General features: G+C 53.3%; 18 protein-coding genes and 1 tRNA gene. 10 read left to right on the top strand and 9 right to left on the bottom strand.

All coding sequences use genetic code 11. The features are described 5' to 3' along the window. Window positions 1-265 precede the first annotated feature (265 nt). Window positions 266-1,180 carry an aminopeptidase gene (locus tag GSQ62_RS14985; protein WP_161890257.1) on the bottom strand — a complete coding sequence of 305 codons (915 nt, stop codon included), beginning with the start codon at window positions 1,178-1,180 and terminating at the stop codon, window positions 266-268. Between the two features lie 111 nt (window positions 1,181-1,291). Between GSQ62_RS14985 and GSQ62_RS14980 the strand changes: the two genes are divergently transcribed. After that, on the top strand, window positions 1,292-2,563 hold the full coding sequence (locus tag GSQ62_RS14980) for a tetratricopeptide repeat protein (protein WP_161890256.1): 1,272 nt from the start codon (window positions 1,292-1,294) through the stop codon (window positions 2,561-2,563). Here GSQ62_RS14980 and GSQ62_RS14975 read toward each other — a convergent pair. The 3 genes from GSQ62_RS14975 to GSQ62_RS14965 form a co-directional block, all read right to left on the bottom strand. Beyond that, window positions 2,547-3,611: a glycosyltransferase gene (locus GSQ62_RS14975; protein WP_161890255.1), complete on the bottom strand. Its 1,065-nt coding sequence runs from the start codon at window positions 3,609-3,611 to the stop codon at window positions 2,547-2,549. The genes GSQ62_RS14980 and GSQ62_RS14975 overlap by 17 nt on opposite strands. Next, entirely contained in the window at window positions 3,608-4,198 is a 591-nt protein-coding gene (locus GSQ62_RS14970; RefSeq protein ID WP_161890254.1) for a glycosyltransferase family protein, read from the bottom strand. The genes GSQ62_RS14975 and GSQ62_RS14970 overlap by 4 nt, the downstream gene beginning before the upstream one ends. A 628-nt stretch (window positions 4,199-4,826) precedes the next feature. After that, complete coding sequence (locus GSQ62_RS14965; protein ID WP_161890253.1) at window positions 4,827-6,038, bottom strand: glycosyltransferase family 4 protein; 1,212 nt, start codon at window positions 6,036-6,038, stop codon at window positions 4,827-4,829. Between the two features lie 29 nt (window positions 6,039-6,067). Here GSQ62_RS14965 and GSQ62_RS14960 point away from each other — a divergent pair, with 29 nt between their 5' ends. Beyond that, window positions 6,068-7,306, top strand: a complete 1,239-nt coding sequence (locus GSQ62_RS14960) for a polysialyltransferase family glycosyltransferase (protein ID WP_161890252.1) — start codon at window positions 6,068-6,070, stop codon at window positions 7,304-7,306. A 52-nt stretch (window positions 7,307-7,358) separates the two neighbouring features. Here the strand turns inward: GSQ62_RS14960 and GSQ62_RS14955 are convergent, their stop codons facing one another. The 3 genes from GSQ62_RS14955 to asnB all read right to left on the bottom strand — a co-directional run bounded on the left by GSQ62_RS14955 (window position 7,359) and on the right by asnB (window position 11,677). Then, the gene (locus GSQ62_RS14955) at window positions 7,359-8,321 is read right to left on the bottom strand and encodes a UDP-glucuronic acid decarboxylase family protein (RefSeq protein ID WP_161890251.1); all 963 of its coding nucleotides are present in this window, start codon (window positions 8,319-8,321) and stop codon (window positions 7,359-7,361) included. 3 nt (window positions 8,322-8,324) lie between these two features. Continuing rightward, window positions 8,325-9,674, bottom strand: a complete 1,350-nt coding sequence (locus tag GSQ62_RS14950; protein ID WP_161890250.1) for a UDP-glucose dehydrogenase family protein — start codon at window positions 9,672-9,674, stop codon at window positions 8,325-8,327. 92 nt (window positions 9,675-9,766) lie between these two features. Further along, window positions 9,767-11,677, bottom strand: coding sequence for an asparagine synthase (glutamine-hydrolyzing) (gene asnB / locus GSQ62_RS14945; protein ID WP_161890249.1), 1,911 nt, complete (start codon window positions 11,675-11,677; stop codon window positions 9,767-9,769). A 157-nt stretch (window positions 11,678-11,834) separates the two neighbouring features. On the opposite strand from asnB, the gene GSQ62_RS14940 reads away from it, so the two are divergent. Further along, a complete protein-coding gene (locus GSQ62_RS14940) occupies window positions 11,835-12,731 on the top strand; it encodes an alpha/beta fold hydrolase (RefSeq protein WP_161890248.1) in 897 nt (298 codons plus the stop codon). A gap of 12 nt (window positions 12,732-12,743) precedes the next feature. Continuing rightward, on the top strand, window positions 12,744-12,983 hold the full coding sequence (locus GSQ62_RS14935) for a hypothetical protein (protein WP_161890247.1): 240 nt from the start codon (window positions 12,744-12,746) through the stop codon (window positions 12,981-12,983). Window positions 12,984-13,053: 70 nt separating this feature from the next. Here GSQ62_RS14935 and GSQ62_RS14930 read toward each other — a convergent pair whose 3' ends face one another. Continuing rightward, entirely contained in the window at window positions 13,054-14,457 is a 1,404-nt protein-coding gene (locus GSQ62_RS14930; RefSeq protein WP_161890246.1) for an FAD-binding oxidoreductase, read from the bottom strand. Window positions 14,458-14,536: 79 nt separating this feature from the next. On the opposite strand from GSQ62_RS14930, the gene GSQ62_RS14925 reads away from it, so the two are divergent. The 6 genes from GSQ62_RS14925 to GSQ62_RS14900 all read left to right on the top strand — a co-directional run bounded on the left by GSQ62_RS14925 (window position 14,537) and on the right by GSQ62_RS14900 (window position 21,582). Continuing rightward, window positions 14,537-15,178: a C40 family peptidase gene (locus tag GSQ62_RS14925; protein WP_237586651.1), complete on the top strand. Its 642-nt coding sequence runs from the start codon at window positions 14,537-14,539 to the stop codon at window positions 15,176-15,178. Between the two features lie 343 nt (window positions 15,179-15,521). Next, entirely contained in the window at window positions 15,522-18,803 is a 3,282-nt protein-coding gene (locus GSQ62_RS14920) for a TonB-dependent receptor (protein WP_161890245.1), read from the top strand. 213 nt (window positions 18,804-19,016) lie between these two features. After that, window positions 19,017-19,090 (top strand) — tRNA-Ala (locus GSQ62_RS14915). 37 nt (window positions 19,091-19,127) lie between these two features. After that, window positions 19,128-19,379, top strand: coding sequence for a GIY-YIG nuclease family protein (locus tag GSQ62_RS14910; RefSeq protein ID WP_161890244.1), 252 nt, complete (start codon window positions 19,128-19,130; stop codon window positions 19,377-19,379). A 498-nt stretch (window positions 19,380-19,877) separates the two neighbouring features. Next, window positions 19,878-20,762 carry a DUF488 domain-containing protein gene (locus GSQ62_RS14905; protein WP_161890243.1) on the top strand — a complete coding sequence of 295 codons (885 nt, stop codon included), beginning with the start codon at window positions 19,878-19,880 and terminating at the stop codon, window positions 20,760-20,762. A gap of 1 nt (window position 20,763) precedes the next feature. Continuing rightward, the gene (locus GSQ62_RS14900) at window positions 20,764-21,582 is read left to right on the top strand and encodes a hypothetical protein (protein WP_161890242.1); all 819 of its coding nucleotides are present in this window, start codon (window positions 20,764-20,766) and stop codon (window positions 21,580-21,582) included. Between the two features lie 218 nt (window positions 21,583-21,800). Here the strand turns inward: GSQ62_RS14900 and GSQ62_RS14895 are convergent, their stop codons facing one another. Beyond that, on the bottom strand, window positions 21,801-23,954 hold the full coding sequence (locus tag GSQ62_RS14895) for an outer membrane protein assembly factor BamB family protein (RefSeq protein ID WP_161890241.1): 2,154 nt from the start codon (window positions 23,952-23,954) through the stop codon (window positions 21,801-21,803). Window positions 23,955-24,251 lie beyond the last annotated feature (297 nt).

Raw genomic sequence — 24,251 nt, 5'->3', positions numbered from 1 at the left:
GCTTATATAGACCCACTCGCGCCATGCGCAAAAGTGTCACCCGGAATTTTTACTATATATCGTAACAGCTATATGCTTCTCCCTACTGTCGGGGAAAAACGCGCCTCTGAAATATATTTTGCAAGCGCGGCCATTTCTCTCTGCAGCCGTTTGCCGTAGCTTGGCAAAACCAGCACAGCTATATATAGAGTTGCCGCATTCAGGGCTCACCGGATTCCCCCAGCACATATATAGACAGGCCATATAGCAGCGCCAGCTATATGGCTCAGAGTTTCTGCATCAGCACTTTGTAAAGGGCCACCATGCTCTCGATGTCCCGCTTGTGTACTATCTCGTCCGGGGTATGCACGTTGTCCTCGGGTGCCCCCACAAAACACCAGTCCCAGGGGTAGTGGCTGCGCTGTAGTTCCTTGGCGTCGCTTCCGCCCGCACCCTCCACCTCCAGTTGAAACGGAATACCCGACTCCTGCGCGATGCGGATGATCCGCTGCACGTAGGCGCGGCGCGGGATCAGGCTGTCGCGCAGAGAGATGGCCACGCCCCTGCCCGCCTGCACCCCCTCCGTCACCCAGGTGATGTCGGAAATCAAGCCCTGCGTTACGCCGTACTGCTCGTATATATAGCGCGAGAGAAAAGACACCGAGCCGCCGCCGTGCTCCTCCCAGCAACTGAACGCGATGATGCCGTGCTCCAGCGTCTCGGCCACCTGCAGGGCACTCCACACGCCGAGGCGGTTGTCGAGGTAGCAGCTCTGCACGGTCTCGTCCGTCTCCCGGAAATCGCACTTGAAGACAAGCTCGGTGCCGCGGTCAATTTCCCGCTCATTTATATACTGAAGTTGCTCCTCCGCTTCGTTGTATACCAGTGAGCACTCTATCCTGCCCTGTGCGTCTTCACCCACCAGCCGGTAGCCGTTTGCGATGTCGGGACCGCCTATTTTGACGAGCTGCCTGCCGTAGCGCACGGTGAATCCGACAGAGTCCATGTGCGCGAAAATTGCACTCCGGGGCGTACCGAACACCAGCAGAATGCAATCCTGGAAAGCATTCCCGTGCAATACTTTTGGCGGTTGTTTCCAGGTGTTTTTATGCTGGTTTATATAGCCCAGCATAAATTTTGTCATGTTTTGCTCATTACCGGACGGGGCATGGATTTCACAGAGCTGCTCCAGAAGTTTCATAAATATTTTCATTTAATGGAATTCAAAATCAGGAGATATGTTGTACTTTTATCATCGACGGTAGCCACCCTTCCAAAAGGCGCTGTTAAAACCTGAATATTCTATTTTTCCATGAAGAAGTTCTTGTTCATCATCTTCAGTTCTGTAGTACCGGCTTTGGGCGCAGCACAGGACACGGCAGCACCAACAGACACCACCGCCATGCGGCACGTCGTCATTGAGTCGATTGAGGTGATACCCGAGGCGGGCAAAGTGAAGGGCATGCTGCTGCTTGACAAGGACATTCAGTACGAGTTAGAAGGCGCCGTGGACAATATGTACAATTTCAAGTACGCACGCGCCGAGAAGCAGTTCATGTCGATGCGCCGCCGCTACCCCAACCACCCGCTGCCCTACTTCCTGATGGGCCTGAGCCAGTGGTGGAAGATTGTGCCCACCAACATCCAGACGCTGAAGTACGACGACCTCTTCTTCGCCTATATGGACACCACCATCCAGAAGGCCGAGGCGATGTACGACAGGGACGAGAAAAACTTTGAGGCCTCCTTTTTCCTGGCTGCCGCCTACGGCTTCACCGCCCGCCTGCACTCCGAGCGCAGCAACTGGCGCAAGGCCACCGTGGCCAGCAAAAACGCGCTCGACTTTATGGAGAAAGCCAAAGCGGGCAACGGCCTGAGCCCGGAGTTCCTGTTCGGGGAGGCCCTCTTCAACTATTACTCCATCTGGATTCATGAGAACTACCCGATGCTGCGCCCCGTGCTGATGTTCTTCCCCGACGGGGACAAGCGCCTCGGGCTGAAGCAGCTGGCCTACGTGGCCAACACCGGCTTCTACACCGGCACCGAGTCCAAGTTCTTCCTGATGAAGATATATGCCAACGAGGAGAAACACATGGAGCAGGCGCTGCAACTCTCGCAGGACCTTGCCCTGAAATACCCCGACAACGCCTACTTTCAGCGCTTTTACGCCCGCCTGCTGTTTGTGCAGGGCTACTTCACCAAGGCAGAGCAGGTGTCGCTGGATATCCTGAGCAAGCTGGACCAGCAGATGCCGGGCTACGAGGCGGTGAGCGGCCGCTATGCGTCCTATATCCTCGCGTACATCAACCAGCACAAGTACCGCAACTTCGACAAGGCCGCGCAGTACTACAAAAGCTCCATCATGTTCGCCGAGATGACGAACGAGCGGGACTCCGGCTACTTCATCAACTCTTACCTGAACCTGGCCCGCATCGCGAAGCAGCAAAAGGACACGGCCGCCGCCAGGCATTACTACAACGTGGTGCTGCAGATAAGCGAGAAAAAATCGGATACTTACAAAGAGGCGAAGGAGTACATGAAGGAGTTAAAGAAAGCAACCAGAAGGGCTAAGAGAAGAGGCTGAGGAACGTGTGCCGGTGCGCCTGCAGCGAGTAACGCGCCTTCACCCATTCCTGGCCAGCGGCCCCCATGCCGGCACGTTTCCCCGGTTCGAGGATTAGCTCCTCCAGACGCTCGTACCACTCCTGCTCCGTCTGGCATATATAGCCCGTTCTGCCGTCTGCCACCGCCCCCAGGTTGGCCCCCACCCCCGCTACCACCGCCGGAATGCCCAGCGCCATATACTGCAGTGCCTTGAAAGCGCATTTGCCCCTGGCCCAGTCCGTGTCCGGCAGCGGCATCAGCCCGATATGGAACTCCAGCAGGTCTTCTGTTTCCGTCCCGCGCCGCCACTGCTTAAATATGACAGACTGCAACTGTAATTGGGGAGGCCGGTCCGCGATGATATATAGTTTGAAACTGTACTTTCGTTCCAGCCGCTGCAAAACTGGCTCAAGCAGTTGCAGGTAAGGCAGCGTGGAGTGCGATCCAATCCAGCCAATCGCCACCTCGGCTGTCTGTTGTTCTTTCCGATTTATACATACCTGGTCTGTATCCAGCACAGTGGGCAGCAGCACCGCCGCAGCGTTGTACTTTAGTGCATAGTTCCGGAGATAATCATTCCCGCAGCTTACTTTGTAACTCCATCGGCAGATTTGCGCAGTTTTGTGGCGCCATTTTAGCTTTTTGCGCCAGCCACTTCCCCGGTTGCTGTCGGGCAGCCAGATGGCATCGTCGAAGTCGAAGATGATTTTTTTGCGGAGGACTTTCGCCGCCACCCACTCAAACCAGGGCGGCCCCACGGGCGTGGCTTCGCGGTGTACGAAGATATAGTCGTAGCGGGGCAGTCGGGCAAGCAGCAGCAAGCGACGCCAAAACCCAGCCAACAGCCCAAGGGCTTTCTTTCCTATATGGCCGGGCTTATAGAGAACAGGCCAGGTGCTTTGGCTCCAGAAAGGAGCCAGTTTATATAGGCTGCCCTGCTCCTGCAGCAGTGGCAGCCACTGCTCCACCCGGTAGCGTTGCGAGGCCGCCTGCCCCACCGGGTAAGGCACCACAAACAGCACCTTCACGGCTGCTCCTCCTTGCTTTGCCCGAAGAAATATTCATATGCCTCCCGTATCCGCTCCGGAGACCTGTACTTTTGCGCCAGCCTGGGGATTTCCTGCCGGTGCGCTGGGTCCTTCAGTATTTGCTGAATCTTCTCTAATGCCCTCTCCACGCTTCCCTCCTCCCGCAGGTTAAAAGTAGCGCCACCGCCTTCACATTTTATGATGTCGCTGTCGTCGCCCACGCCCTCCGTCAGCAGCACCGGCAGCCCGTTCGCCCAGTATTCCCCGGTTTTGATTGGGGAAAGAAACCTTTTGGAAGGTCCGGGTTTATAAGTTGCAAAGGCAAAATCAGCGGCAGAAAGGTAGACTGGCACCTCGGCATGTGGCACAGAAGTTATATATACCTTCGCCTTGTCAATGCCGCTTTGCCCGAGGTGTTGCAGTATTTCCTCCTGCGGGTGCGGCGATAGGATGATGAGTCTGAAACCGGGAATGGTTTCCAAGCAGCGTTTATATAGATAGAAGGCTTCCTGATCGTAATACAGCCCGCCGTACTTGCCCACGTATATGCCGACTGTTGCCCCTTCACATTTCATTTGTAACCGCATGGCTATCCTGCTATTGCTATCAAACTTGAATGCATTTGGGTTAACAGTGCATGGTACCATAAAGACCTTTTCGATTGGCACACCTTCTTTTATAAGAAGTTCTTCATAATTTACAGCAACGGGCATCAATCCGGCAGCATGCTTTTTTTGTCGCTTTTCCCAACGCAACTGGAATTTATACTTCAGGCCGCTTTTGCTCCACACCCCGGATTCCGCCATATAATCCGCGTGCGGCTCGAATAGACTGACGTAAAATGGCATTTTACATTTCTCCCACACTTTGAAGGCTAATGCCCCGGCTGGAGTTCCATGGGCGACTATAAAATGAATCTGTTCCTGCTTACATATCTCATGGAGCTGCTTCGGCAAACGGATAAAGTCATTTATTTTAGTTATCAGATTCAGTCCATAAGTTTTCAGATAAATCGGCATATGCCATACTTTCTCAGGAAGCTGTAAAGCTGTATCAGGGGTAGCCAGAGAGGCCTCTCCTCTCTCCAGCGTTACAAGCAGCACTCTTTCTATATCCCTGATCCCTACCAGCCGTTGCATATGCGGCAAAGCAGCACCTTGCGTTAAGCCGTCATACAAACTCCAATAAATCAGAAACAGGACATTCCTCTTCACATTACTTAACACTTATACTGTACACATGCTGCAAGAAATCCCTCTTGTGCTGTTCGTAAGAGAACTTTAGCTTTAAATCCTGCTCAATTTTTGCTCTATTAATTAGTTCCTTATCTCTGTTCTCATAGATGTAATTCAGCTTCGCCAGGCAATCCCGCTTGTCACCCGCCTTGAAAACAAAACCAGTTTTGCCATCAGTCACAACCTCTTTTAGGCCTCCGGCGTCAGACACCAACAACATTTTGCCGGCTGCAAGACTTTCTAATGCCACAAAGGAGAAGCCTTCAACAAAAGAAGGTACAACCACGAGGTGAGCGAGGTGCAACAAATACCGCAAATTTATGTTTGGCAATTCCCCAACCAATCTGACATAGTGCTGCAGCACATTACTCTCCGCAATTTCTGCTTCAAGTTCGCTCTCTATTTCTCCTGACCCGACTATAAGAACCATGAGCTTACCTATCCTAATCTCTCTCTGACGTAAAAACTGCTCAAGAACGCGCGCAAAGAAAAGCTGGCCTTTGTTATGATCCAGCCTTCCAGGCAGAACAATTACAAACGCCTCCCGATATGCAGCTAAAAGGATATTCACTTCTTTACTTTCAGCTAACGCCTGCTCAGTATCTATCGGATTGTAGAGAATACCCTGTTTTTTTATTCTGACCAGGTTTTCCTCAACATCTGCTTTTACTGCCTTGCTTATATAGATATGGCTATCGTCAAATAGCTTGGCAAGTATTTGGTTAAGTTTATTGACAATAAATCTCCGCAACGAGTTTACAGGAAACTGCGCATACTGAAGTCCATGAAAATGCTGATGGAGAATAAAAGGATACCTGCTCAAGTAGCCTACTGCCTTTGCAAGTCGCATCACAAAATGTGCATAAGCAGCATGAGCGACGACCATGGAAACCTTATTCCTTTTCAGGAACTTAAGCACCGGTCTTATCGTGGAGTAAGATTTAAGGAGCGCCTGCACAGATAGATAAGGTGCGGGTTGTTGTAATTCTATTACGTTATGCTCGGACAGCCTTACTCCAAATTCAGCCATCACAGCTGAATTATATATAGTTAATACAATCAGAAAAACATCTATATTCTCCTGCTGCAGCACCTTTATTTGATTAGCAACCTGCTTCGTGATACCTTCACGACCTATTGCAGGGACAACCAAGGCTACATGTGGCATTTCTTCACGCCCTTTGGAATACATTTATAGCAGAATGACGTTGCACCTAACCTATGGAAAACAAACCAAATATACTGTTTGTTGGTGATTATAACAGGAGAGACTATCTCGACTTGTTGCTGAAAAGCAAAGATGGCTTCAACTTCTTTTTTCTTGAGTTTGCCTCCAAAAAAGAAATTACGAATCATTACCACAAAGCGTACGGCAAATGTATCTTTTGGAAAGACTATCGCGACGCCTTTGATCTTTTAGAAAAAATAAAGCCAGCTAAAGTTCTCTTCCTCTATATTGAAGCTTACAATCATGTGGCACTGAATATAGCCTGTAAGAACATTGGTATTCCAACTTTCCATCTAGAGCACGGGCTAAGGGCAGATTACCTTCCTCATCTCAGTGCCGGGAAAAATACAGTCCCAGCACCCAGCCTCCAAGCGCGGCTGCTCAATTTCTTAACTATACTTCGTGAATTCAGACCTAGGCTAAAAACAAGATTGTTTTTGCTGAACAGCATCCGGCGTTTTCCTGTAGCTGATGCAAAAATCATGAAGGAGTTCATAGAAGTAAGAAGCAAATATAATTTCTTTGGAACAGCCGTCCGCATCAAATCACAGAAAAGGCAGCCAGTTTATTGTATATCTTTCAGTGAGAAAATATTCCGCACCCATCAAATATACGACATCCTGCCTGATCAACAGAAGGTTTTTTATATCGGAATCCCTTACTTCGACAGATTTGCAGGTGTTGTTCCTGCAACTCCGGCACGGGCTGTACTGCTGATAGATCAACCTTTAGCAGAACATGGACTGTTAAACTGGACTAAGAATCAGAAGAAACGATTTATACACGACTTGAGCAGGGTATGTTCAAGGCATCGATTTAAGCTATACGTAAAGCCGCACCCGAGGCAAGATGTTTCACTGTGGCAGCAGAGCCACCAAGCAGTGGAATTGATTAATGACGAACAGCTTTTACAGCTTGCTCCATCCATACCCTTTGTCTTAGGTTTCTACTCAACACTCCTGATGCCTTTTGCTGCCTTTCCACATACGGCTGTCGTCACGTATGAAAACCACCCCATCGGCAGAATCGACGTGTCCAAATCTTTTATAGAGGCCGGTGTGGCGCACCCGGTTTATTCCATGCAGGATCTGGAGTGGGCATTGCAGCATATAGAACAACTGCACCAGAAACAGCTCCCAAACAAGGCGAAATTCACGGAAGAATGGATGTACAAATTCGATGGAAAGGCGGGAGAGCGGCTTCGGGATATCCTTTTAAGTGACAAGTTGTAAAAAACAGAAGGGGCTGCGTACGCAGCCCCTTCTGTTTTATTTCCTTCCATCGTTACGCTTCCTGCGAGGCCGGAAGTTCTATCTTATCCCTGAAGTACTCCAGCGTCCGCTTCAGGCCTTCAGCGCGGTCCACCTGCGGCTCCCAGCCCAGTATCTCCCTTGCCTTGGTGATGTCGGGCTGGCGCTTCTGCGGGTCGTCTTTCGGCAGCGGCTGGTACTCCACCTTCAGTTCCACACCTGTCAGCTTGCAGATTTCCTCGGCAAACTCTTTGATGGTGATTTCGGAGGGGTTGCCCACGTTCACCGGCAGGTGATAGTCGCTAAGCAGCAGGCGGTAGATGCCCTCCACCAGGTCGTCCACATAGCAGAAAGAGCGCGTCTGGCTGCCGTCTCCGAAAATACTGAGCGGCTCGCCCCGCAGGGCCTGGCTCAGGAAAGCGGGCAATACGCGACCGTCGTCCAGGCGCATGCGCGGACCGTAGGTGTTGAAGATGCGCACAATGCGCGTCTCCAGGCTGTGGTGCATGTGGTAGGCCATGGTGATGGCCTCCTGAAAGCGCTTTGCCTCGTCGTAGCAGCCGCGCGGCCCCACCGGGTTTACGTTGCCCCAATAGTCTTCGCGCTGCGGATGCACCAGCGGGTCGCCATATACCTCGGAAGTGGAGGCAATGAGCATACGCGCTCCTTTCGCCTTGGCCAGGCCAAGCAAGTTGTGCGTTCCCAATGACCCTACCTTCAGCGTCTGGATCGGGATTTTCAGGTAATCGATCGGACTGGCCGGTGAGGCGAAGTGCAGGATGTAATCCAGCTTGCCCGGCACATGCACGAACTTCGAGACGTCGTGGTGGTAAAACTCAAAATTGGGCAGCTTGAACAGATGCTCTATGTTATCGAGGCTACCCGTGATCAGGTTGTCCATAGCCACCACATTGTACCCTTCCTTGATAAACCTGTCGCAAAGGTGGGAGCCCAGGAAGCCGGCTCCGCCCGTAATCAGTACTCTCTTATCAGTCATTTTTTATAGGGTGGCGTCTAACTGCTGCGGCACCTGCTGCTTTATGCCGATACCATAGTAGATAAACCCTTTTTCGCTCATATCAGCAGCTTCATAAATATTTCTACCGTCGAATACCACTTTGTCTCTCATCAGCTTGCTCACCACGTTAAAGTTAGGGGAGCGGAACTCCGGCCACTCCGTCACCAGCAGCAGCGCGTCTGCATCAATCAGGGCCTCGTACTCGTCCTTGCCGTACTCGATGGAGTCACCCAGCATATGGGCGGCCTCTTTCATGGCCACCGGGTCGTAGGCGCGTACTTTGGCACCCTGCTCCAGCAGTTTCTGGATAATCACCAGCGACGGAGCCTCGCGCATGTCGTCTGTCTTCGGCTTGAAGGACAGGCCCCAGATAGCGAATGTCTTGCCAGCCAGTTCACCGCCAAAGTGGCTGTATATCTTATTATAGAGTACAGACTTCTGGTTCTCGTTCACGTCCTCCACCGATTTCAGCACCTTCATCTCGTAGCCATTCTCAGAGGCGGTCTTGATGAGGGCCTTCACGTCTTTCGGGAAGCAGGAGCCGCCGTAGCCGATGCCGGGGTATATAAACTTATTGCCGATGCGCACGTCGCTGCCGATGCCTTTGCGCACCATGTTCACGTCGGCACCCATAATCTCGCAGAGGTTAGCAATGTCGTTCATGAAGCTGATCTTGGTGGCCAGCATGGCGTTGGCGGCATATTTGGTCATCTCAGCAGAAGGGATATCCATGAAAATGAGCGGGTGGCCGTTCATCAGGAAGGGCTTGTAGAGCTTCTTCATCACTTCTTGGGCTCTGTTGGAGGCCACGCCCACCACAATGCGGTCCGGCTTCAGGAAGTCTTCGATGGCGGCTCCCTCCTTCAGGAACTCCGGGTTAGAGGCCACGTCAAACGGAATGTCCACGCCGCGCGCCTCCAGCTCCTCCTCGATGGCAGCGCGCACCTTGTTGGCCGTGCCAACCGGAACCGTGCTCTTGGTCACCACCACAATGTAGTCGTTCATATGCTGGCCGATGCTTCTGGCAACAGCCAGCACGTACTTCAGGTCAGCGCTGCCGTCCTCGCCAGGAGGCGTGCCAACGGCGATAAAGGCCACGTCGCAGCCCTGTATGCTTGTTGCCAGATCGGTGGAGAAAGAAAGGCGCTCCTTCTGCGTGTTGCGGGCCACCATTTCCTCTAAACCCGGCTCATAGATAGGCAGGATGCCTTTCTTCAGGTTATCAATTTTCTTCTGGTCTATGTCGATGCATGTCACATCAATTCCGACCTCGGCAAAGCATGTTCCCGTCACCAGGCCCACGTATCCAGTACCAACTACAGCGATTCTCATAAATAATCTAAACTTAATATAGCTACAAATATAATTCTATTCTTTCAAAGCGCTCAACAAAAAGGGCTCATTTTTATATAACGTTCATATCCTCAGCACATATACTTCTGCCACCAGTACTGAAAAACCAGCAGCATCCATGCCTGATACCGGACGGCATCTGCCTTGCCAGCACTTAGGCTCCGGCGAATGTGATGCACCTGCTGCGCCTCAAAAACGCCCTGCGCTCTTACGTAATCCTCCGAAAGAAGGTCGTTCACCAGCCCTGCCCCCGACTGCAGAACGGAGCGCAAGGGTATCTCAAAGCCCTGCTTCGGGCGCCTGTGCAACGCAGGCGGCAACAGGTCTTTAAAAGTGTCGCGCAAAATCTTTTTCTGCAGCTTTTCATCAATCTTGGAGGAGACCGGCAACGAAAACGCAAACTTCACCAGCCGGTGGTCCAGGTACGGGCTGCGTATCTCCAGGCCATGTGCCATCCCCATCAGGTCTGTCTTCGGGAGCATGTCATTCGCCAGCACCAGACGCCAATCGGAACATAGTACGTTGTTAATATTGTTTAGGTTATTATAATTTTTGTTGACGGAATCCAACAACCTGCTCTTGCGGGCGCGGTACAGCCTGTCCTGTGCCGCCTGCCTGTGTTGGGAGGCCAGCAGGGCCAGCGCCTGTTCTTCCCGTTGCCAGGTGGCCCATAGCCAGTAGCGCTCTGCCGCAGGCAAACTTGCGCCCGCCGCGAAGCGCTGCAACTGCCTTACCTTGTTTGCCGCAAAAGAGTTTCGGGATTTCGGCAGCGCATCCCATATAAACTTCAGCTTTTCTACTGCCACAGCCTTAAAGCCGCCTTGCAGCAGAGCAAACTCCGCCCGGTGCTTGTTATAGCCGGCAAAAAGCTCGTCAGCGCCGTCGCCGCTCAGCACCGCCTTCACCTCCCGCCCCACATGTTTACTCAGGGCATATACCGCCAGCGCCGAGGAATCGGCAAAGGGTTCGCTCAGGCTGTCCAGCATGCCGGGGAGGTTGGCATATAACTCCGTGTCGGACAAGCGCAGTTCGGTGTGGTCGGTGCCGTATCGTTCAGCCACCAGCCGGGCGTAGCGGGTCTCGTCGAAGAAAGGCTGGTCTGGGAAGCCGACGGCATAGGTTTTGAGCTTCGGGACCTGCTGCGCTGCCAGCGCGACAACCACCGACGAATCGATGCCGCCGCTGAGGAAAGCACCCACCGGCACATCGGCCACCAGCCTGTCGGAGACGGCCTGCTGCAAAAGCTTTTTGAGTTTAGCCTGCTGCTGCGGATATGTCAGTGGGTTGTGCGCGGCCTTTTCCCCGTCGAAGGGCAGCCGGTACCACGTATTCTCCTGCACCCTCCCGTGCTTTATATATAACGACTGCCCCGGCTGCAGCTTCTTCACACCCTTCAGCATAGAGGCGGGCGCGGGCACATAGGTCAGTTGGAGGTACTGGAACAGCGAGGTGTAGTCCAGTTCACGTGGAACGCCGAGCTGCAGCAGGGCCGCCAGTTCCGAACCGAACAGGAATTTATCCGCATCCTTATAATACAGCAGGGGCTTTTCGCCGTAGCGGTCGCGGGCCAGGAACAGGCTCTCCTCCACGGCGTCATATATGGCCAGCGCGAAGAAGCCCGTCAGCTTTTTCAGGCACTCCTGCCCGGCCCGCGCATACAGGTGCAGCAGCACCTCCGTGTCGGAATGGGTGCGGAAAGCGGCTCCCTTTTCCTGTAAATCTTTCCTGAGCCTGCCGTAATTGAATATCTCCCCGTTGAAGATGATGGTGTAGCGGCCGTCTGTGCTCGTGAAAGGCTGGTTTGCCGCTGGCACGGGCGCAATCAGGGACAGCCTGCGGTGGCCGAGCCCCACAGGGCCGTGGGCATATACGCCCTCCGCGTCCGGGCCGCGATGCCGCAGGGCGGCCACAGCCGCTGGCAGCCGCCCTGCGGCATCGCGGCCTGCCTCCTTAAACGCATACACTCCTGTTATCCCACACATACCTGGCTGTAAAGGTAAAGCATATATATTTTACCTTGCCTGCCTGCCCGGTGGCGGTGCCTAAATTTAATGCCGGGCGGCCTTCTTTTTCAACGCACCCCGGCAACCTGCCCCGCTATATGAAGTATAGGAAGAAGACACATCACCCTGTACTTATATGAAACCAGACTGGCTGGACAGGAAGGAGTATCCTTTTAAGTCCAAGTATTTACAGCTAAAGGCGGGAAGGATGCATTACGTGGACGAGGGAGAAGGGCCGCCGATTGTGATGATACACGGCACCCCCGTCTGGTCGTTCCTGTACCGCAACCTGATTAAGATACTGCGCAAGAAGTACCGTTGCATCGCCATGGACATGATCGGCTTCGGGCTGTCTGACAAGCCGGAGAACTGGAGCTACAAGCCCCGGGCCCACGCCGCCAACTTCGAGCAACTGATGGATCACCTGCAACTGGAGGACGTGACCCTGCTGGTACACGACTTCGGGGCACCGATCGGGTTTGCCTATGCCATCAGGCACCCGGCAAAGGTAAAGAGCATCGTGATGCTCAACTCCTGGACCTGGTCGCTCTCGAAGCACCAGAGCTTTACGGGCACCAGCAAGTACCTGGTGGGGCCATTGGGAAAGTTCCTGCACTCCAAGCTGAACGTGTCGGCCGACACGCTGATAAAAGACCTTTTTGAGGATGAGGAGAACATGCCGGAACCCATACGGCAGCACTATATAAAAGCCCTGGGGCGCCCCGGTGACCGCGTGCGCACCCTGACCTGCGCCCGCGAACTGGTGGGCGTGACGCGCTGGTACGACGAACTCTGGAAAGAGCGCCGCAAGATACAGGACATCCCGACGCTCATCCTCTGGGGGGAGCGGGACAAGCTGATCCATATAGAGGCGCTGCAGTGCTGGAAAAATTTTTTCCATGAGAGCTATGTCATCCCGTTTGAGGAAGGCGGCCATTTTTTGCAGGAGGAGAGCGCCGAAGAGATTGCCAACTACGTGAGCAACTTTGTGCAGGAGGAGATCAAAAAGAGAGAGTTAGTTCACCACCACTAAATTTTATATTATATGAAAACGAGAAGATCATTAAACGAAGCCATACTGAGATCACACCAGTCGACCGAAAAAGTGAACGAGCCGCAGGACATGCTGTTTGCCATGGCCTCGCCCAAACAGGAGACGTACGACCACAACACGCACCAGGCGCCGCTGAACGAGTCGCACATCAACCTGATGCAGTCGTGGGTGAACCTGCGCGGCATGGAGTGCAAACTATCCAAAAGTGAGACAGAAGAAAAGCTGGAGTAAAAGCCAGCTACCTATATATAAGGCCTATATATAAAAAGGGGCAGGCGATACCGTCTGCCCCTTTTCTGCCTCAGAAAATTTTGCCGGGGTTCAGGATGTCGTGCGGGTCGAAGAGGGCCTTGATGCCGCGCATGAGCCGCAACTGCACATCATTCAACGCGATGGTTATATAGGGCCGCTGCACCAGGCCGATGCCATGCTCCCCGGAGATGGTGCCGCCCAGGCTTACGCACAGCCTGAATATCTCTTTGATGCCCTCGGGCAGCTTGTTGTTCCAGTCGTCGTCGGTCATATCTCCCTTCACAATGTTCACGTGCAGGTTGCCGTCGCCGGCGTGGCCGTAGCAAACGGATTTGAAGTTATACCGGGTGCCGATTTCCTTCACGCCCTTCAGCAGCGCGGGCAGTTCCGCCCTGGGCACCACGGTATCCTCCTCCTTATATATGGAGTTGCTCTTGACGGCGTGGGCCACGTTGCGGCGCAGCTGCCACAGCTCATTTTTCTGCTTCTCGTTGTCGGCCACCAGAATGTCGCCCACGTCGAAGGTTTCCAGCACCTCATATAGCCGCTCCGCGTCTTTGTAGAGCAGGTCCATATCGTTCCCGTCCAACTCAATCAGCAGATGCGCCCGCTCGTCGGCCGGTCTTTCTATCGCGAGGCCGAGGTAGCGGTCGGCCCAATCGATGGCCTCGCGCTCCATAAACTCCAGCGCCGAAGGCACCAGGCCCGCCCTGAAAATCTTCGACACCGCCTCGCAGGCCTCCTCCTCTTTCCGGAAGGGCACCAGCAGCACCAGGTTCTGCGTCGGGTACGGAATGAGCCGGAACACGATTTTGGTGATGATGCCCAGGGTGCCCTCGCTCCCGACCATCAGCTGCGTCAGGTTATAACCGGTGGCGTTTTTCAGCACGTTGGCCCCGGTCCAGGTCACCTCGCCCGTCGGCAGCACCACCTCCATGTTCAGCACATAGTCTTTGGTGACGCCGTACTTCACCGCCCGCGGGCCGCCGCTCGACTGGCTCAGGTTGCCGCCCAGAAAGCAACTGCCCCGGCTGGAGGGGTCAGGCGGGTAATACAGCCCGCACGCTATCACCGCCTCCTGAAAGACCTGCGTGATCACACCCGGCTCCACGGTGGCCTGCAGGTTGCGCTCGTCTATATCTAAAATCTTATTCAGCCGCTCTGTCGACAGGACGATGCCTTTGTGTACTGCCAAAGCCCCGCCGCTCAGACCCGTGCCTGCGCCGCGCGGCGTCACCGGAATGAGGTTTACGTGGCAGAACTTCATAATAAGGCTGATCTCGGCGGCGTTAGCAGGTTTAAGCACCACCTCCGGCTCGAAGCGCAGGTCTTCAGTCTCGTCGTGGGTGTAGCGCTGCATGTCGTCTGCGGCGGTGGGCAGCAGCACGTGCTCCCGGCCAACAATGGCGGCCAGGGCCTCGGCAAATTCTGGGGTAATAGAATTGAATTTCATTTTTAAAATGGAAGGCTAATCTGTATTTTAGCCACCGGATATATAGACTTTGTTACACTTACGCTTGCTAAAATACGCTTTGAAAACACAATTTACCTCCTCCGCCCCCATAATCTTTTTGCTGGTGCTGATGGCCGCCTGCCAGACCTCCACGCCCCGGTTCAGCAAGCCCGGCGAACCTTACAAATCGGCCCGCGAGATAGCCGCCGAGCGGCGCCAGGAGCGCCGATCCGGAGAGGCAGTCCGCAGGAACGGTGATTCCGGCGAGCGCATCGCCGCCTCCAAAGACCGCACCAGCCGCACCCGCACGCGGTCGCGCAACCTGGACCGCGACGTGGCCACCGTGATTGCGGCCGCCCGCTCCTACACCGGCACCCCCTATAGGTGGGGCGGCACCACCCGGGTGGGCATGGACTGCTCCGGGCTGCTCTGCACCTCCTTCCAGAGCATCGACGTGACGCTGCCGCGCACCTCAGACGAACAGAGCCGCTACGGCCAGAAAGTGAAGCTGAAAAACATAAAAGAGGGCGATCTGGTCTTTTTCGGGGCCAACCGGTTTAGCCGCGACGTGACCCATGTGGGCATGGTGACAGAGGTTATCAGCAAAGACGAGGTGCGCTTCATTCACGCCTCCTCTTCCCTGGGCGTGGTGGAGAATAATCTATATGCCGATCATTTCCAGAAAATCTTCCTAAAAGCCGTGCGCCCGCCGGTTTTTTAATGCGGTATATATAGCTTGTGCGGCTGCCGCAGCCCTTCTCCTGTTTTCTCTCAATATAAAGCGTCTGAAGCACAGTAATTACTGTACTTCAGACGCTTTATGCCCGTTTCAGCCACTGTGCCGCATATAAAAGCAGCCCCCGTTTCCATCAGGCAAACCACAAGGAAGTATTCATATATAAATAACAGGAATGTTATGAGAAATGCTTCTGACTGCCTTACCTTTGCGCCAAAATTAACCAACCCATCTCATGGACAACATTTACAGTACTTCGCCGGCTGTGCCAGAGGGCAGGCGCAGCAGGAGGAAAAGATTCACAGCCCACCAATCTAACCCATTTTTTATGAAGAAGTATTTACTTGCAGCGCTTCTCATGTTACTCAGTGTGACAGGGCTTCAGGCACAGGTAACCACAAGCAGCATCAACGGTTCTGTAACGGACGCTAGTGGCGAGCCCCTGATCGGAGCCACCGTGAAAGCGACACACCAACCCTCCGGCACGGTGTACGGCACCGCCACCAACGTGGAAGGCCGCTTCAACATACAGAACATGCGGGTGGGCGGCCCATATGTGGTGGAGGTAAGCTATATAGGCTTCCAGCCGAAAACATACAGCGATATCACGCTGCGATTAGGAGTGCCCTACCAGTTGGAGGCCACTTTGTCAGAGTCCGGCACCGATTTGCAGGAGGTCGTGGTAACAGCGGATCAAAGCTCCATTTTCAACGCAAACAAAACAGGGGCCGCGACAAACGTCACCACCGAGCAGATAAACACGCTTCCCACCATCTCACGAAGCGTTACGGACTTTACCCGCCTGACACCACAGGCCAACGGAAACGGGTTTGCCGGCAGGGACGCCCGCTACAACAACCTTCAGATAGACGGCGCCAACTTCAACAACGCCTTCGGCCTGAGTTCGAACGCCCTGCCGGGCGGAAGCTCGCAGCCCATATCGCTGGACGCCATCGAGCAGATTCAGGTAAACATTGCCCCTTACGACGTGCGCCAGTCGGGCTTTACTGGGGCCGGTATCAACGCGGTGACCCGTAGCGGCACAAACACTTTCTCGGGCTCTGCCTACACTTTTTACCGCAACGAGAACTTCAACGGAACAAAAATCGGAGATCAGGAACTTCCGGAGCAGGCCGCAAACGAGACGAAAACGTTCGGTGCCCGTCTGGGAGGCCCGATCATCAAGAACAAGCTGTTTTTCTTCGCCAACTACGAGCAGGAGGAAGAGACTTTCCCGGGCATTACCTGGGTTGCCTCCCGCCCGGGCCTGACCGGGCCAAATGTAGCCAGAACGACGGCGACTGACCTGGAGCTGGTGCGCGATTACCTGATCAACAACTACGACTACAACCCGGGGGCTTATGAGAACTACGCCAACGAGTTCGCCAATGAGAGCAAGAAGTTCCTGGTGCGCCTGGACTGGAACATCACGGACAAGCACACCTTTACCATCCGCTACAACCAGGTGGAAGGCACAAGCGACCAGGTCGTGAACAACAACTCAGGCCCTAACCCGCGTTCTTCCTCAAGCCGCGTAAGCTCTAACGCCATCGCGTTCGAGAATGCGAATTACTCTTTCAAAAACGTGGTTCGCTCGCTTACGGCAGAATTGAACAGCTCTTTGTCTGACAAGCTGTCGAACCAGTTCCTGGCCACTTTCAGCCGCATACAGGATACGCGCACGACGCCAGCCGAAGATTTTCCTTTTGTGGATATATGGCAAGACGGAGACCAGTACATTTCCTTCGGTACGGAGCTGTTCAGCAAAGGCAACGAGGTGCTCAACGACAACTACTCGTTTACCAACAACCTCACGTACCTGGCCGGAAAGCATACCTTTACCGGCGGTGCCAGCTTCGAGCTGCTGAAGTTCGGTAACAGCTACCAGCGCATGGCCACTTCCTATTACCGCTACGCCTCCGTGAACGACTTCCTGACCGATGCCCAGCCCCTATCGTTTGGTATCACCTATCCCTACGAAGGCCAGGACCCTGTTGCCCGCGTTAACTTTGCCACGGCCGGTCTGTATGCACAGGACAAGATTACCTTCAACGAGCAACTTGATCTGACAGTGGGCCTGCGCGCTGAGTTGCCCCTCTACCTGAACGAGCTTACCGCTAACCCGTCTATTGACGCCCTCGTTTTGTCTGACACAGACGGAAACCCAACCACTTACTCGAGCGGCGAGTGGCCAAAGTCCCGCCTGATGCTTTCCCCGAGGATCGGCTTTAACTACGATGCGTTTGGTGACGGAACTTTGCAGCTGCGCGGCGGAACAGGTATTTTCTCGGGTCGCATACCGTTTGTGTGGCTCACCAACATGCCTACCAACGCCGGTGTAATCCAGAACACGCTGGAGCCGGTTCCTGACGAGGCGCTGGAGGGCATCCGGTTCAATCCGGACCCCATGTACTGGGTAAACAACGGACCTTCCGACGTTTTCATCAAGTCGCCCAGCGGTGGCGCTCCCGGAACCTTCGCGCTGGTTGACCGCAACTTCAAGATGCCGCAGGTATGGAGAAGCAGCATCGCGGCAGATTACACCATCCCCAGCACACCGCTGGTAGCCACGGTAGACCTGCTTTATACCAAAGACATCCAGGGCGTTTACCAGTTTAACGCGAACAGAATAGAGGCCACCCAACAGCTGAACTACGCTGGCGACAACCGGGATTTCTGGAACGGCCGGAACAACACCCAGTACAACGAGGACCTCAGCGGCACTGCCACTGTGCTCAGCAACACCAGCAAAGGAAATTCCCTGGCCTTAACCGGTGGCCTGACGCTTAATGCACAGGATGGCTTCTATGGCTCCGTATTCTACACCTACACCCGCGCCAGAGACGTAACGGGCAACCCCGGCTCCAGCGCAGGCTCGGCCTGGTCTAACAACTACTCCATCAACGACCCCAACGAACTCCTGCTCGGTATTTCCCAGTTCGAGACACCGCACCGCGTGGTAGCCAATCTTTCATACCGCAAGGAGTATATAAGCCACCTGGCCACAACAGTGTCATTGTTCTATGAGGGCGCCAACCAGGGCCGTTTCGCTTATACCTATAGCGGTGACATCAACGCAGACGGCGTCAGCAACGACCTGCTCTATATCCCCCAGAATTCTGAAGACCTGGACTTTGCCCCCATCATGAGCGATGGCAATGTGCTGTTCACACCTGAGCAGCAGCGCGAGGCTTTCGACCGCTTTGTGAATAACGTAGATGCTTTGAAAGACAGCAGGGGCGGCTATGTAGAGCGCAACAGCGGATTGCTGCCGTGGTTCAACCGCTTTGATCTGAGATTGCTGCAGGATGTATTCGCCAACGTCGGCAAAACGCGCAACACCCTTCAGTTCAGCGTTGATGTGAAGAACTTCGCAAACCTGCTGAGCTCCGACTGGGGCGTTTACGACGAACTGAACAACGGCTCTCTGTATAACTATGGCTTGTTGCGTGTAACCGATGTATCGGAGGCGGGCGTTCCTACCTTCCAGATGACGACCATCCGGAACACGAGCGGCGAAACGCTGCTGCCGGAGACACCTTTCCGGAACAGGTTCAGCACGTCAAGCACCTGGAGCATGCAGCTGGGCCTGCGCTATATCTTCAACTAACGGAAGCATATATAGACTTGCAGAAAAGGGGCGGCAAAAGCTGCCCCTTTTCTTTTGCACAAAATTTCGGCGGGATGTTTTGCTTCTAAAAATTTTCCCCTATTTTTGTGCCACACAAGGGGGATTAGCTCAGTTGGCTAGAGCGTCCCGAAAGCCTTCGGGAAGGCCAGCGGATCGGCTCCGATAGCACAAGTACAAAAGCCGAAAAAACATGGGGGATTAGCTCAGCTGGCTAGAGCGCTTGCATGGCATGCAAGAGGTCATCGGTTCGACTCCGATATTCTCCACAGAGGCAAAGCATTACGCTTTGCCTCTTTTTGTTTTATGCCCTTCTATACCTACATCCTCTACTCCGAAAAGCTCGATCGCTACTATATTGGCAGTTGCCAGGATATGGAAGTTCGTTTAGAGCAACACAATGCGGGCAGAAACAAATCAACAAAAGCCGGTGTCCCCTGGGTGTTGAAACACACCGAAACATTCGAAGCCCGATCTACCGCCACGCAGCGCGAGACTCAAATAAAGAACAAGAAGAGCCGCAAGTATATAGAATGGCTGATTAACTCAGCCGGATAAAGCGTCCCGAAGGCTTTCGGGAATGTTATTGGTTCGACTCCGATATTGTTAATCTGATAATCTAGGAGTAGAAAAACAAAACTGGTAAGTGCTTTTTTTGCAGGACCTTCTTATTGATGGCAGCCTTGCACCCTGCTTCTCTTCAAATGGAACGCTGTCTCAACTGGCGCAAGTCTTGGCCCAGCGAGGCTTGTGACTAACAATACCGGCAAGTCTTCAGACTTGCGTTTACCGCCTGCTGTCTCCGCAAGTCTGAAGACTTGCTATCATATTCCGGCACAAGTGACGCTTCGCTTAACACTTGCGCCAGTTGGGGGAACTCTTGCGCCAGTTGGAGACTTTTATGTATTGCTGTATTCCACTGCGGACCATAACTATGCCTAAACCACATATTGCCGTCCCGGAGCGCATAGCGAGCAATCTGCTCGTCCGCTAGTGCTTAGTTTTAATTCAATATCGGAGAGTAGTATTACTGAACTGGGATAGTACCTTTGTCTCATGTTCTATAGACGAAAATTAGTTCTTGCTTTGCTCCAACTGTTTGAGGGAAATTTAGAAAGGACACGCTTACATAAGCTCTTATTCTTAGTTAGCCAGCAGCAAGTAAAAAAGGAGTATGACTTCATACCATACAAGTTCGGCTGTTTCTCCTTTTCTGTCCAAGCTGACATGGAGACGATGGTAAGGAAGGGTATAATGGCAGAGGAAGAAACAGCAATAATGAAGGTAGACCGAGTTGATTATATAAAACAACTGCGGGACGCTGACCAGAAGCTGTTATTAAATATTAAGGCTCTATATGGTAAGATGGGGCACAAGTCCCTAACCAAGCACACCTATATAAACTTCCCATACTACGCAATCAACAGCGAGATACTGACAGACATATTACCCGTAGAAGATGTGAGCCGGGTCCATGAAGCAAGACCTGCGAGTGACGCCACAATCTTGTTCACAATTGGTTATGAAGGTATCTCCTTAGAAGAATACCTGAACAGGCTTATCAGACATGACGTTAAGGTCCTTGTCGATGTGCGCAAAAACCCTCTAAGCCAGAAGTTCGGCTTCTCGAAAGCACAACTGCGCAAGTACTGTGAGAATGTGGGAATACATTACGTTCACTTTCCGGAAGTTGGTATTGATTCCAGCCAGCGGCAAGAGCTGAACAGTCAAGCGGACTACGACAAACTCTTCTCCATATACAAAAGTAAAAATCTAAGTAGTACTGTATCAGTTCAGGAAAATATAGTAGATTTACTATCAAAGTATAAAAGAGTGGCGTTAACCTGTTTTGAGGCTAACATTTGCCAGTGCCATCGCATGCATCTGGCGGAAGCCGTAGCGGGGAGACCTAAGTCCTCATTTCCAATCAACCACATATAGAATGGCACTAACGAAGGTCCTGATAGCCGTTAAAACTTACCCGACAATATCAAGTAAGTATGATGAACTGGTGTGCACTGCTGGTTTCCAAGAAGACGGGACTTGGGTAAGGATTTATCCTATGCAGTTCCGGCAGAAGCCTTATGAACAGCAATATCAGAAATATCAGTGGGTAGAGGTTGACCTTGTTAAGAATGAAAAGGATTTTAGACCTGAGAGCTTTAGACCTGTTACGCACGACAGCGAAATCAAGATTGTAGATAAGATTGATGCTGATGGCGACACGTGGAAAGAGCGCAGAAAGTACGCTCTGAAAAAGGTGTACTACAACTTAGCTGAATTGATTACTGAATCTAAGGATAAGAATATCTGTACATCACTGGCTGTATTCAAGCCTACTAAGATACTTGACTTCAAGGTAGAGAGCGTTGATCGGGAATGGAGCAAGGAAAAGTTAGCCAGTCTACAGCAGTTAAACATTTTCGAAGTTACACCGTCTGGCAAGAGGGAGGTTGTGCGGAAGTTACCATACAAATTCTCTTACCGTTTAACTGATAACCAAGGGAAAGAGAGTACTATGATGATAGAGGATTGGGAAATTGGACAACTTTACTGGAATTGCTTAGCACGCCATGAGGGAAATGAAGCAAGGGCAGTTGAAGATGTTCGCAAAAAGTACATGGATAACTTCGCATGTACGAAAGACCTGCACTTGTTTTTAGGTACCACGCAAAAGCATCATTACGTTTCGCATAACCCATTCATAATTATTGGGACTTTTCATCCTAAACATATTGTCCAGTTAGTGTTCTTCGATTAATAATTGTTGTATGGCATTTAAAAAGACTGTTGTCTGAGGCTGCTAATGAACAAACGGAGACCAATCTGGACTGGCAGCAGGGAGAAAGATAGTCATTTTTCTCTGCGGATTATGTGAGATAATCAAGATATCATCTGACAGTTAAGCTGCTCCAGATTTAGCTACTGAATTGTGTCTTAACTCAGCCCCGTTTACCCATATATCCTACTTCTCTCCTTCTAATCTACCTCCGGCAGGGCAAAAGCTACATAGCTGTCTCCACCTGCTGCGCCTAACTTGGTGCCGCCACAGGCTATGACCACATACTGCTTTCCGTTTACCTCGTAGGTGCTGGGCGTGGCGAAAGCGGCTGCCGGAAGCTGTGTCTCCCAAAGCAGCTTTCCTGTTTTCTTGTCGTAGGCCCTGAACTTGCCGTCTTTTGTGCCGGCTATAAACAACAGGCCGCTGGCGGTTACCACCGGTCCGCCGTAGCTTTCAGCACCCGTCTGTGGAATGCCTTTGGCCATCAGTTCGGGGTACTCTCCATATGGAACCTTCCAGACATATTCGCCCGTGTTCAGGTCAATCGCGTTCAGGGTGCCCCAGGGCGGACGAACGGCCGGGTAGCCTTTGCTGTCCAGAAACTTTGTATAGCCGGAAATCTGGTAGGGGAGCTTTTTGTTCGCTTCCTTCTCCAGCCCCGGCTCTTTGGTAATCACCGGCTGCGCCTCCTCTTCCCCATATAGGAACCCCACCAGCGCCTTCTTCTCCTCTTCCGAAAGCTTGCTGAAGGCGGGCATCATGCCTTTCCCCTTCGTAATTACATTGGCCACATGCTCCCTCTCCCGTCGGCTGCTGATGTCCACCAGCGAGGGAAAACCGCTGGAAGGGTTTCCCTCCCGTTCGGCCCCGTGGCAGGGAGTGCAGTTTAAGGTATACATCCGTTTCCCCAGGCTCAGGCTTGCCAGTTCTTCTTCAGAAACGGAAGAACCCAGTGCTATATGCCAGGCCATCTCGCTGCTGTTCAGGTACAGGATGCCTTCCGGGTCGGCGGCAGCCCCGCCCCATTCAGCGCCACCGTCCAGGCCGGGGTATATGACAGTCCCGTTAGCGCTAAGCGGTGTAAAAGGCCCTTCGGAGCGGCTGTTCCGTAATTGCTTCACGAGCTCTTCCCGGTTCTCCGCATAGGGGCTGATATCCGCTTCGGTAAACTTTTGCCGGGCATAGGGCGCAGGCTTGGTGGGGAAAGGCTGCGTAGGCCACGCCTCTTCGCCCGGTATATCGGATGCCGGCACCGGCCGTTCCTCAATCGGGAAGAGCGGCTCTCCCGTTTCCCTGTCGAACACAAAGACATAGCCCTGCTTGGTTACCTGGGCCACCGCGTCCACTTTCTTGCCGTTGCGGGTAATGGTCACCAGGTTGGGCGGCGCGGGCGGGTCGCGGTCCAGAATGTCGTGATGCACCAGTTGGTAGTGCCAGATGCGCTCGCCGGTTTTGGCGTTGAGGGCCAGGAGGGTGTTGGCGAAAAGGTTGCTGCCCTTGCGGTTGCCCCCGTAGAAATCGAAGGCGGCCGAGCCGGTCGGGACATACACGATGCCCCTTTCACGGTCCACAGCCATGCCCGCCCAGTTGTTGCCAGCGCCCACTTCCGTGTTCTTGTAGGCATCTTTCGGCCAGGTGTCGTAGCCGTACTCGCCCGGCTGCGGAATGGTGTGGAAAGCCCAGGCCAGTTCTCCGGTTCGGATATTGAACGCCTGAACATGCCCTAAAGAAGCATCTGAACCTTCTGACACCCGCAGCGGCATGATGATGAGGTCTTCGTAGACGGTGCCGGGCGTGTTGGAGATCACCATCTTCTTCGCGGCTGTTTCCCCGAGCCCTGCTTTCAGGCTGGTGCGGCCATTTTCCCCGAATGCCGCGACAGGCTTCCCGGTGGCGGCTTCCACGGCGTAGAGCCACTCGCCGCTGGTGTACAGGATGCGCTTGTCTTCGCCCTTCTCCCAGTACACCAGGCCGCGGCTCGTGCTTAAATCATTCGCGCCTTCCGCCCGCTTCCGCCAGATTTCTCTTCCTGTGGCCGCCTCTACCGCGAAAGGCTGTGTGGTGGCCGTCATGCCAAAGAGCACCCCGTTCACAATAATCGGGTTACACTGTATCTGGCCCGTGTCGCCGGTATGGTACTGCCAGGCCATCTCCAATTGCTGCACGTTAGCGGGGGTAATCTGGTTTAGTGTGGAGTACTGGTTCCGCCCGGGCCCGCCCTGGTATTCGCGCCAGTCCCGCCCTGAGGCAGAGAGTTCGGACGCAGCGGGGGCATCTGCCCATGGCGCCCACAGCAGCAGCCCGGCAACCAGAATAACTATGACAAGGACGGGCAGGAGAAGTCGTTTCATTCTTTGAATGTAGTGTTATGTATACAAGGGTGATATATAAGCCCCTCCGGCTCTGCCTTAACGGTATGCGTTTTGGGGTAACTGGTGAAGTTGCTTTGAGTTCTTAGCAAGAACAGAAGCCATATTTAAGCGTGAACTTGGGGATTGTTTTGCTTATGCTGCTCTCTACAGCTCATCCCTCCGGCTTCACTAATTTAAGTTCTATAGTTTGCTTTGGTGCTCTCAGGCCGAGAGGCCTCGTTTTCCCTCTCAGCGCTGTGTAAGTGAAGCTGCCCTCGCTCCGCTGCGGGCTGCCTC

Source organism: Pontibacter russatus, from assembly GCF_009931655.1.
GTDB classification, from domain to species: Bacteria; Bacteroidota; Bacteroidia; order Cytophagales; family Hymenobacteraceae; genus Pontibacter; species Pontibacter russatus.
This window is presented reverse-complemented; position numbering and strand designations above follow the sequence as displayed.

Excerpts from the sequence above, each read along its gene's own strand:
- GSQ62_RS14985 (WP_161890257.1), bottom strand. The coding sequence starts at position 1,180 with ATGAAACTTCTGGAGCAGCTCTGTGAAATCCATGCCCCGTCCGGTAAT.
- GSQ62_RS14980 (WP_161890256.1), top strand. The coding sequence starts at position 1,292 with ATGAAGAAGTTCTTGTTCATCATCTTCAGTTCTGTAGTACCGGCTTTG.
- GSQ62_RS14970 (WP_161890254.1), bottom strand. The coding sequence starts at position 4,198 with ATGCGGTTACAAATGAAATGTGAAGGGGCAACAGTCGGCATATACGTG.
- GSQ62_RS14965 (WP_161890253.1), bottom strand. The coding sequence starts at position 6,038 with ATGTATTCCAAAGGGCGTGAAGAAATGCCACATGTAGCCTTGGTTGTC.
- GSQ62_RS14960 (WP_161890252.1), top strand. The coding sequence starts at position 6,068 with ATGGAAAACAAACCAAATATACTGTTTGTTGGTGATTATAACAGGAGA.
- GSQ62_RS14955 (WP_161890251.1), bottom strand. The coding sequence starts at position 8,321 with ATGACTGATAAGAGAGTACTGATTACGGGCGGAGCCGGCTTCCTGGGC.
- GSQ62_RS14950 (WP_161890250.1), bottom strand. The coding sequence starts at position 9,674 with ATGAGAATCGCTGTAGTTGGTACTGGATACGTGGGCCTGGTGACGGGA.
- asnB (WP_161890249.1), bottom strand. The coding sequence starts at position 11,677 with ATGTGTGGGATAACAGGAGTGTATGCGTTTAAGGAGGCAGGCCGCGAT.
- GSQ62_RS14940 (WP_161890248.1), top strand. The coding sequence starts at position 11,835 with ATGAAACCAGACTGGCTGGACAGGAAGGAGTATCCTTTTAAGTCCAAG.
- GSQ62_RS14935 (WP_161890247.1), top strand. The coding sequence starts at position 12,744 with ATGAAAACGAGAAGATCATTAAACGAAGCCATACTGAGATCACACCAG.
- GSQ62_RS14930 (WP_161890246.1), bottom strand. The coding sequence starts at position 14,457 with ATGAAATTCAATTCTATTACCCCAGAATTTGCCGAGGCCCTGGCCGCC.
- GSQ62_RS14920 (WP_161890245.1), top strand. The coding sequence starts at position 15,522 with ATGAAGAAGTATTTACTTGCAGCGCTTCTCATGTTACTCAGTGTGACA.
- GSQ62_RS14910 (WP_161890244.1), top strand. The coding sequence starts at position 19,128 with ATGCCCTTCTATACCTACATCCTCTACTCCGAAAAGCTCGATCGCTAC.
- GSQ62_RS14905 (WP_161890243.1), top strand. The coding sequence starts at position 19,878 with ATGTTCTATAGACGAAAATTAGTTCTTGCTTTGCTCCAACTGTTTGAG.
- GSQ62_RS14900 (WP_161890242.1), top strand. The coding sequence starts at position 20,764 with ATGGCACTAACGAAGGTCCTGATAGCCGTTAAAACTTACCCGACAATA.
- GSQ62_RS14895 (WP_161890241.1), bottom strand. The coding sequence starts at position 23,954 with ATGAAACGACTTCTCCTGCCCGTCCTTGTCATAGTTATTCTGGTTGCC.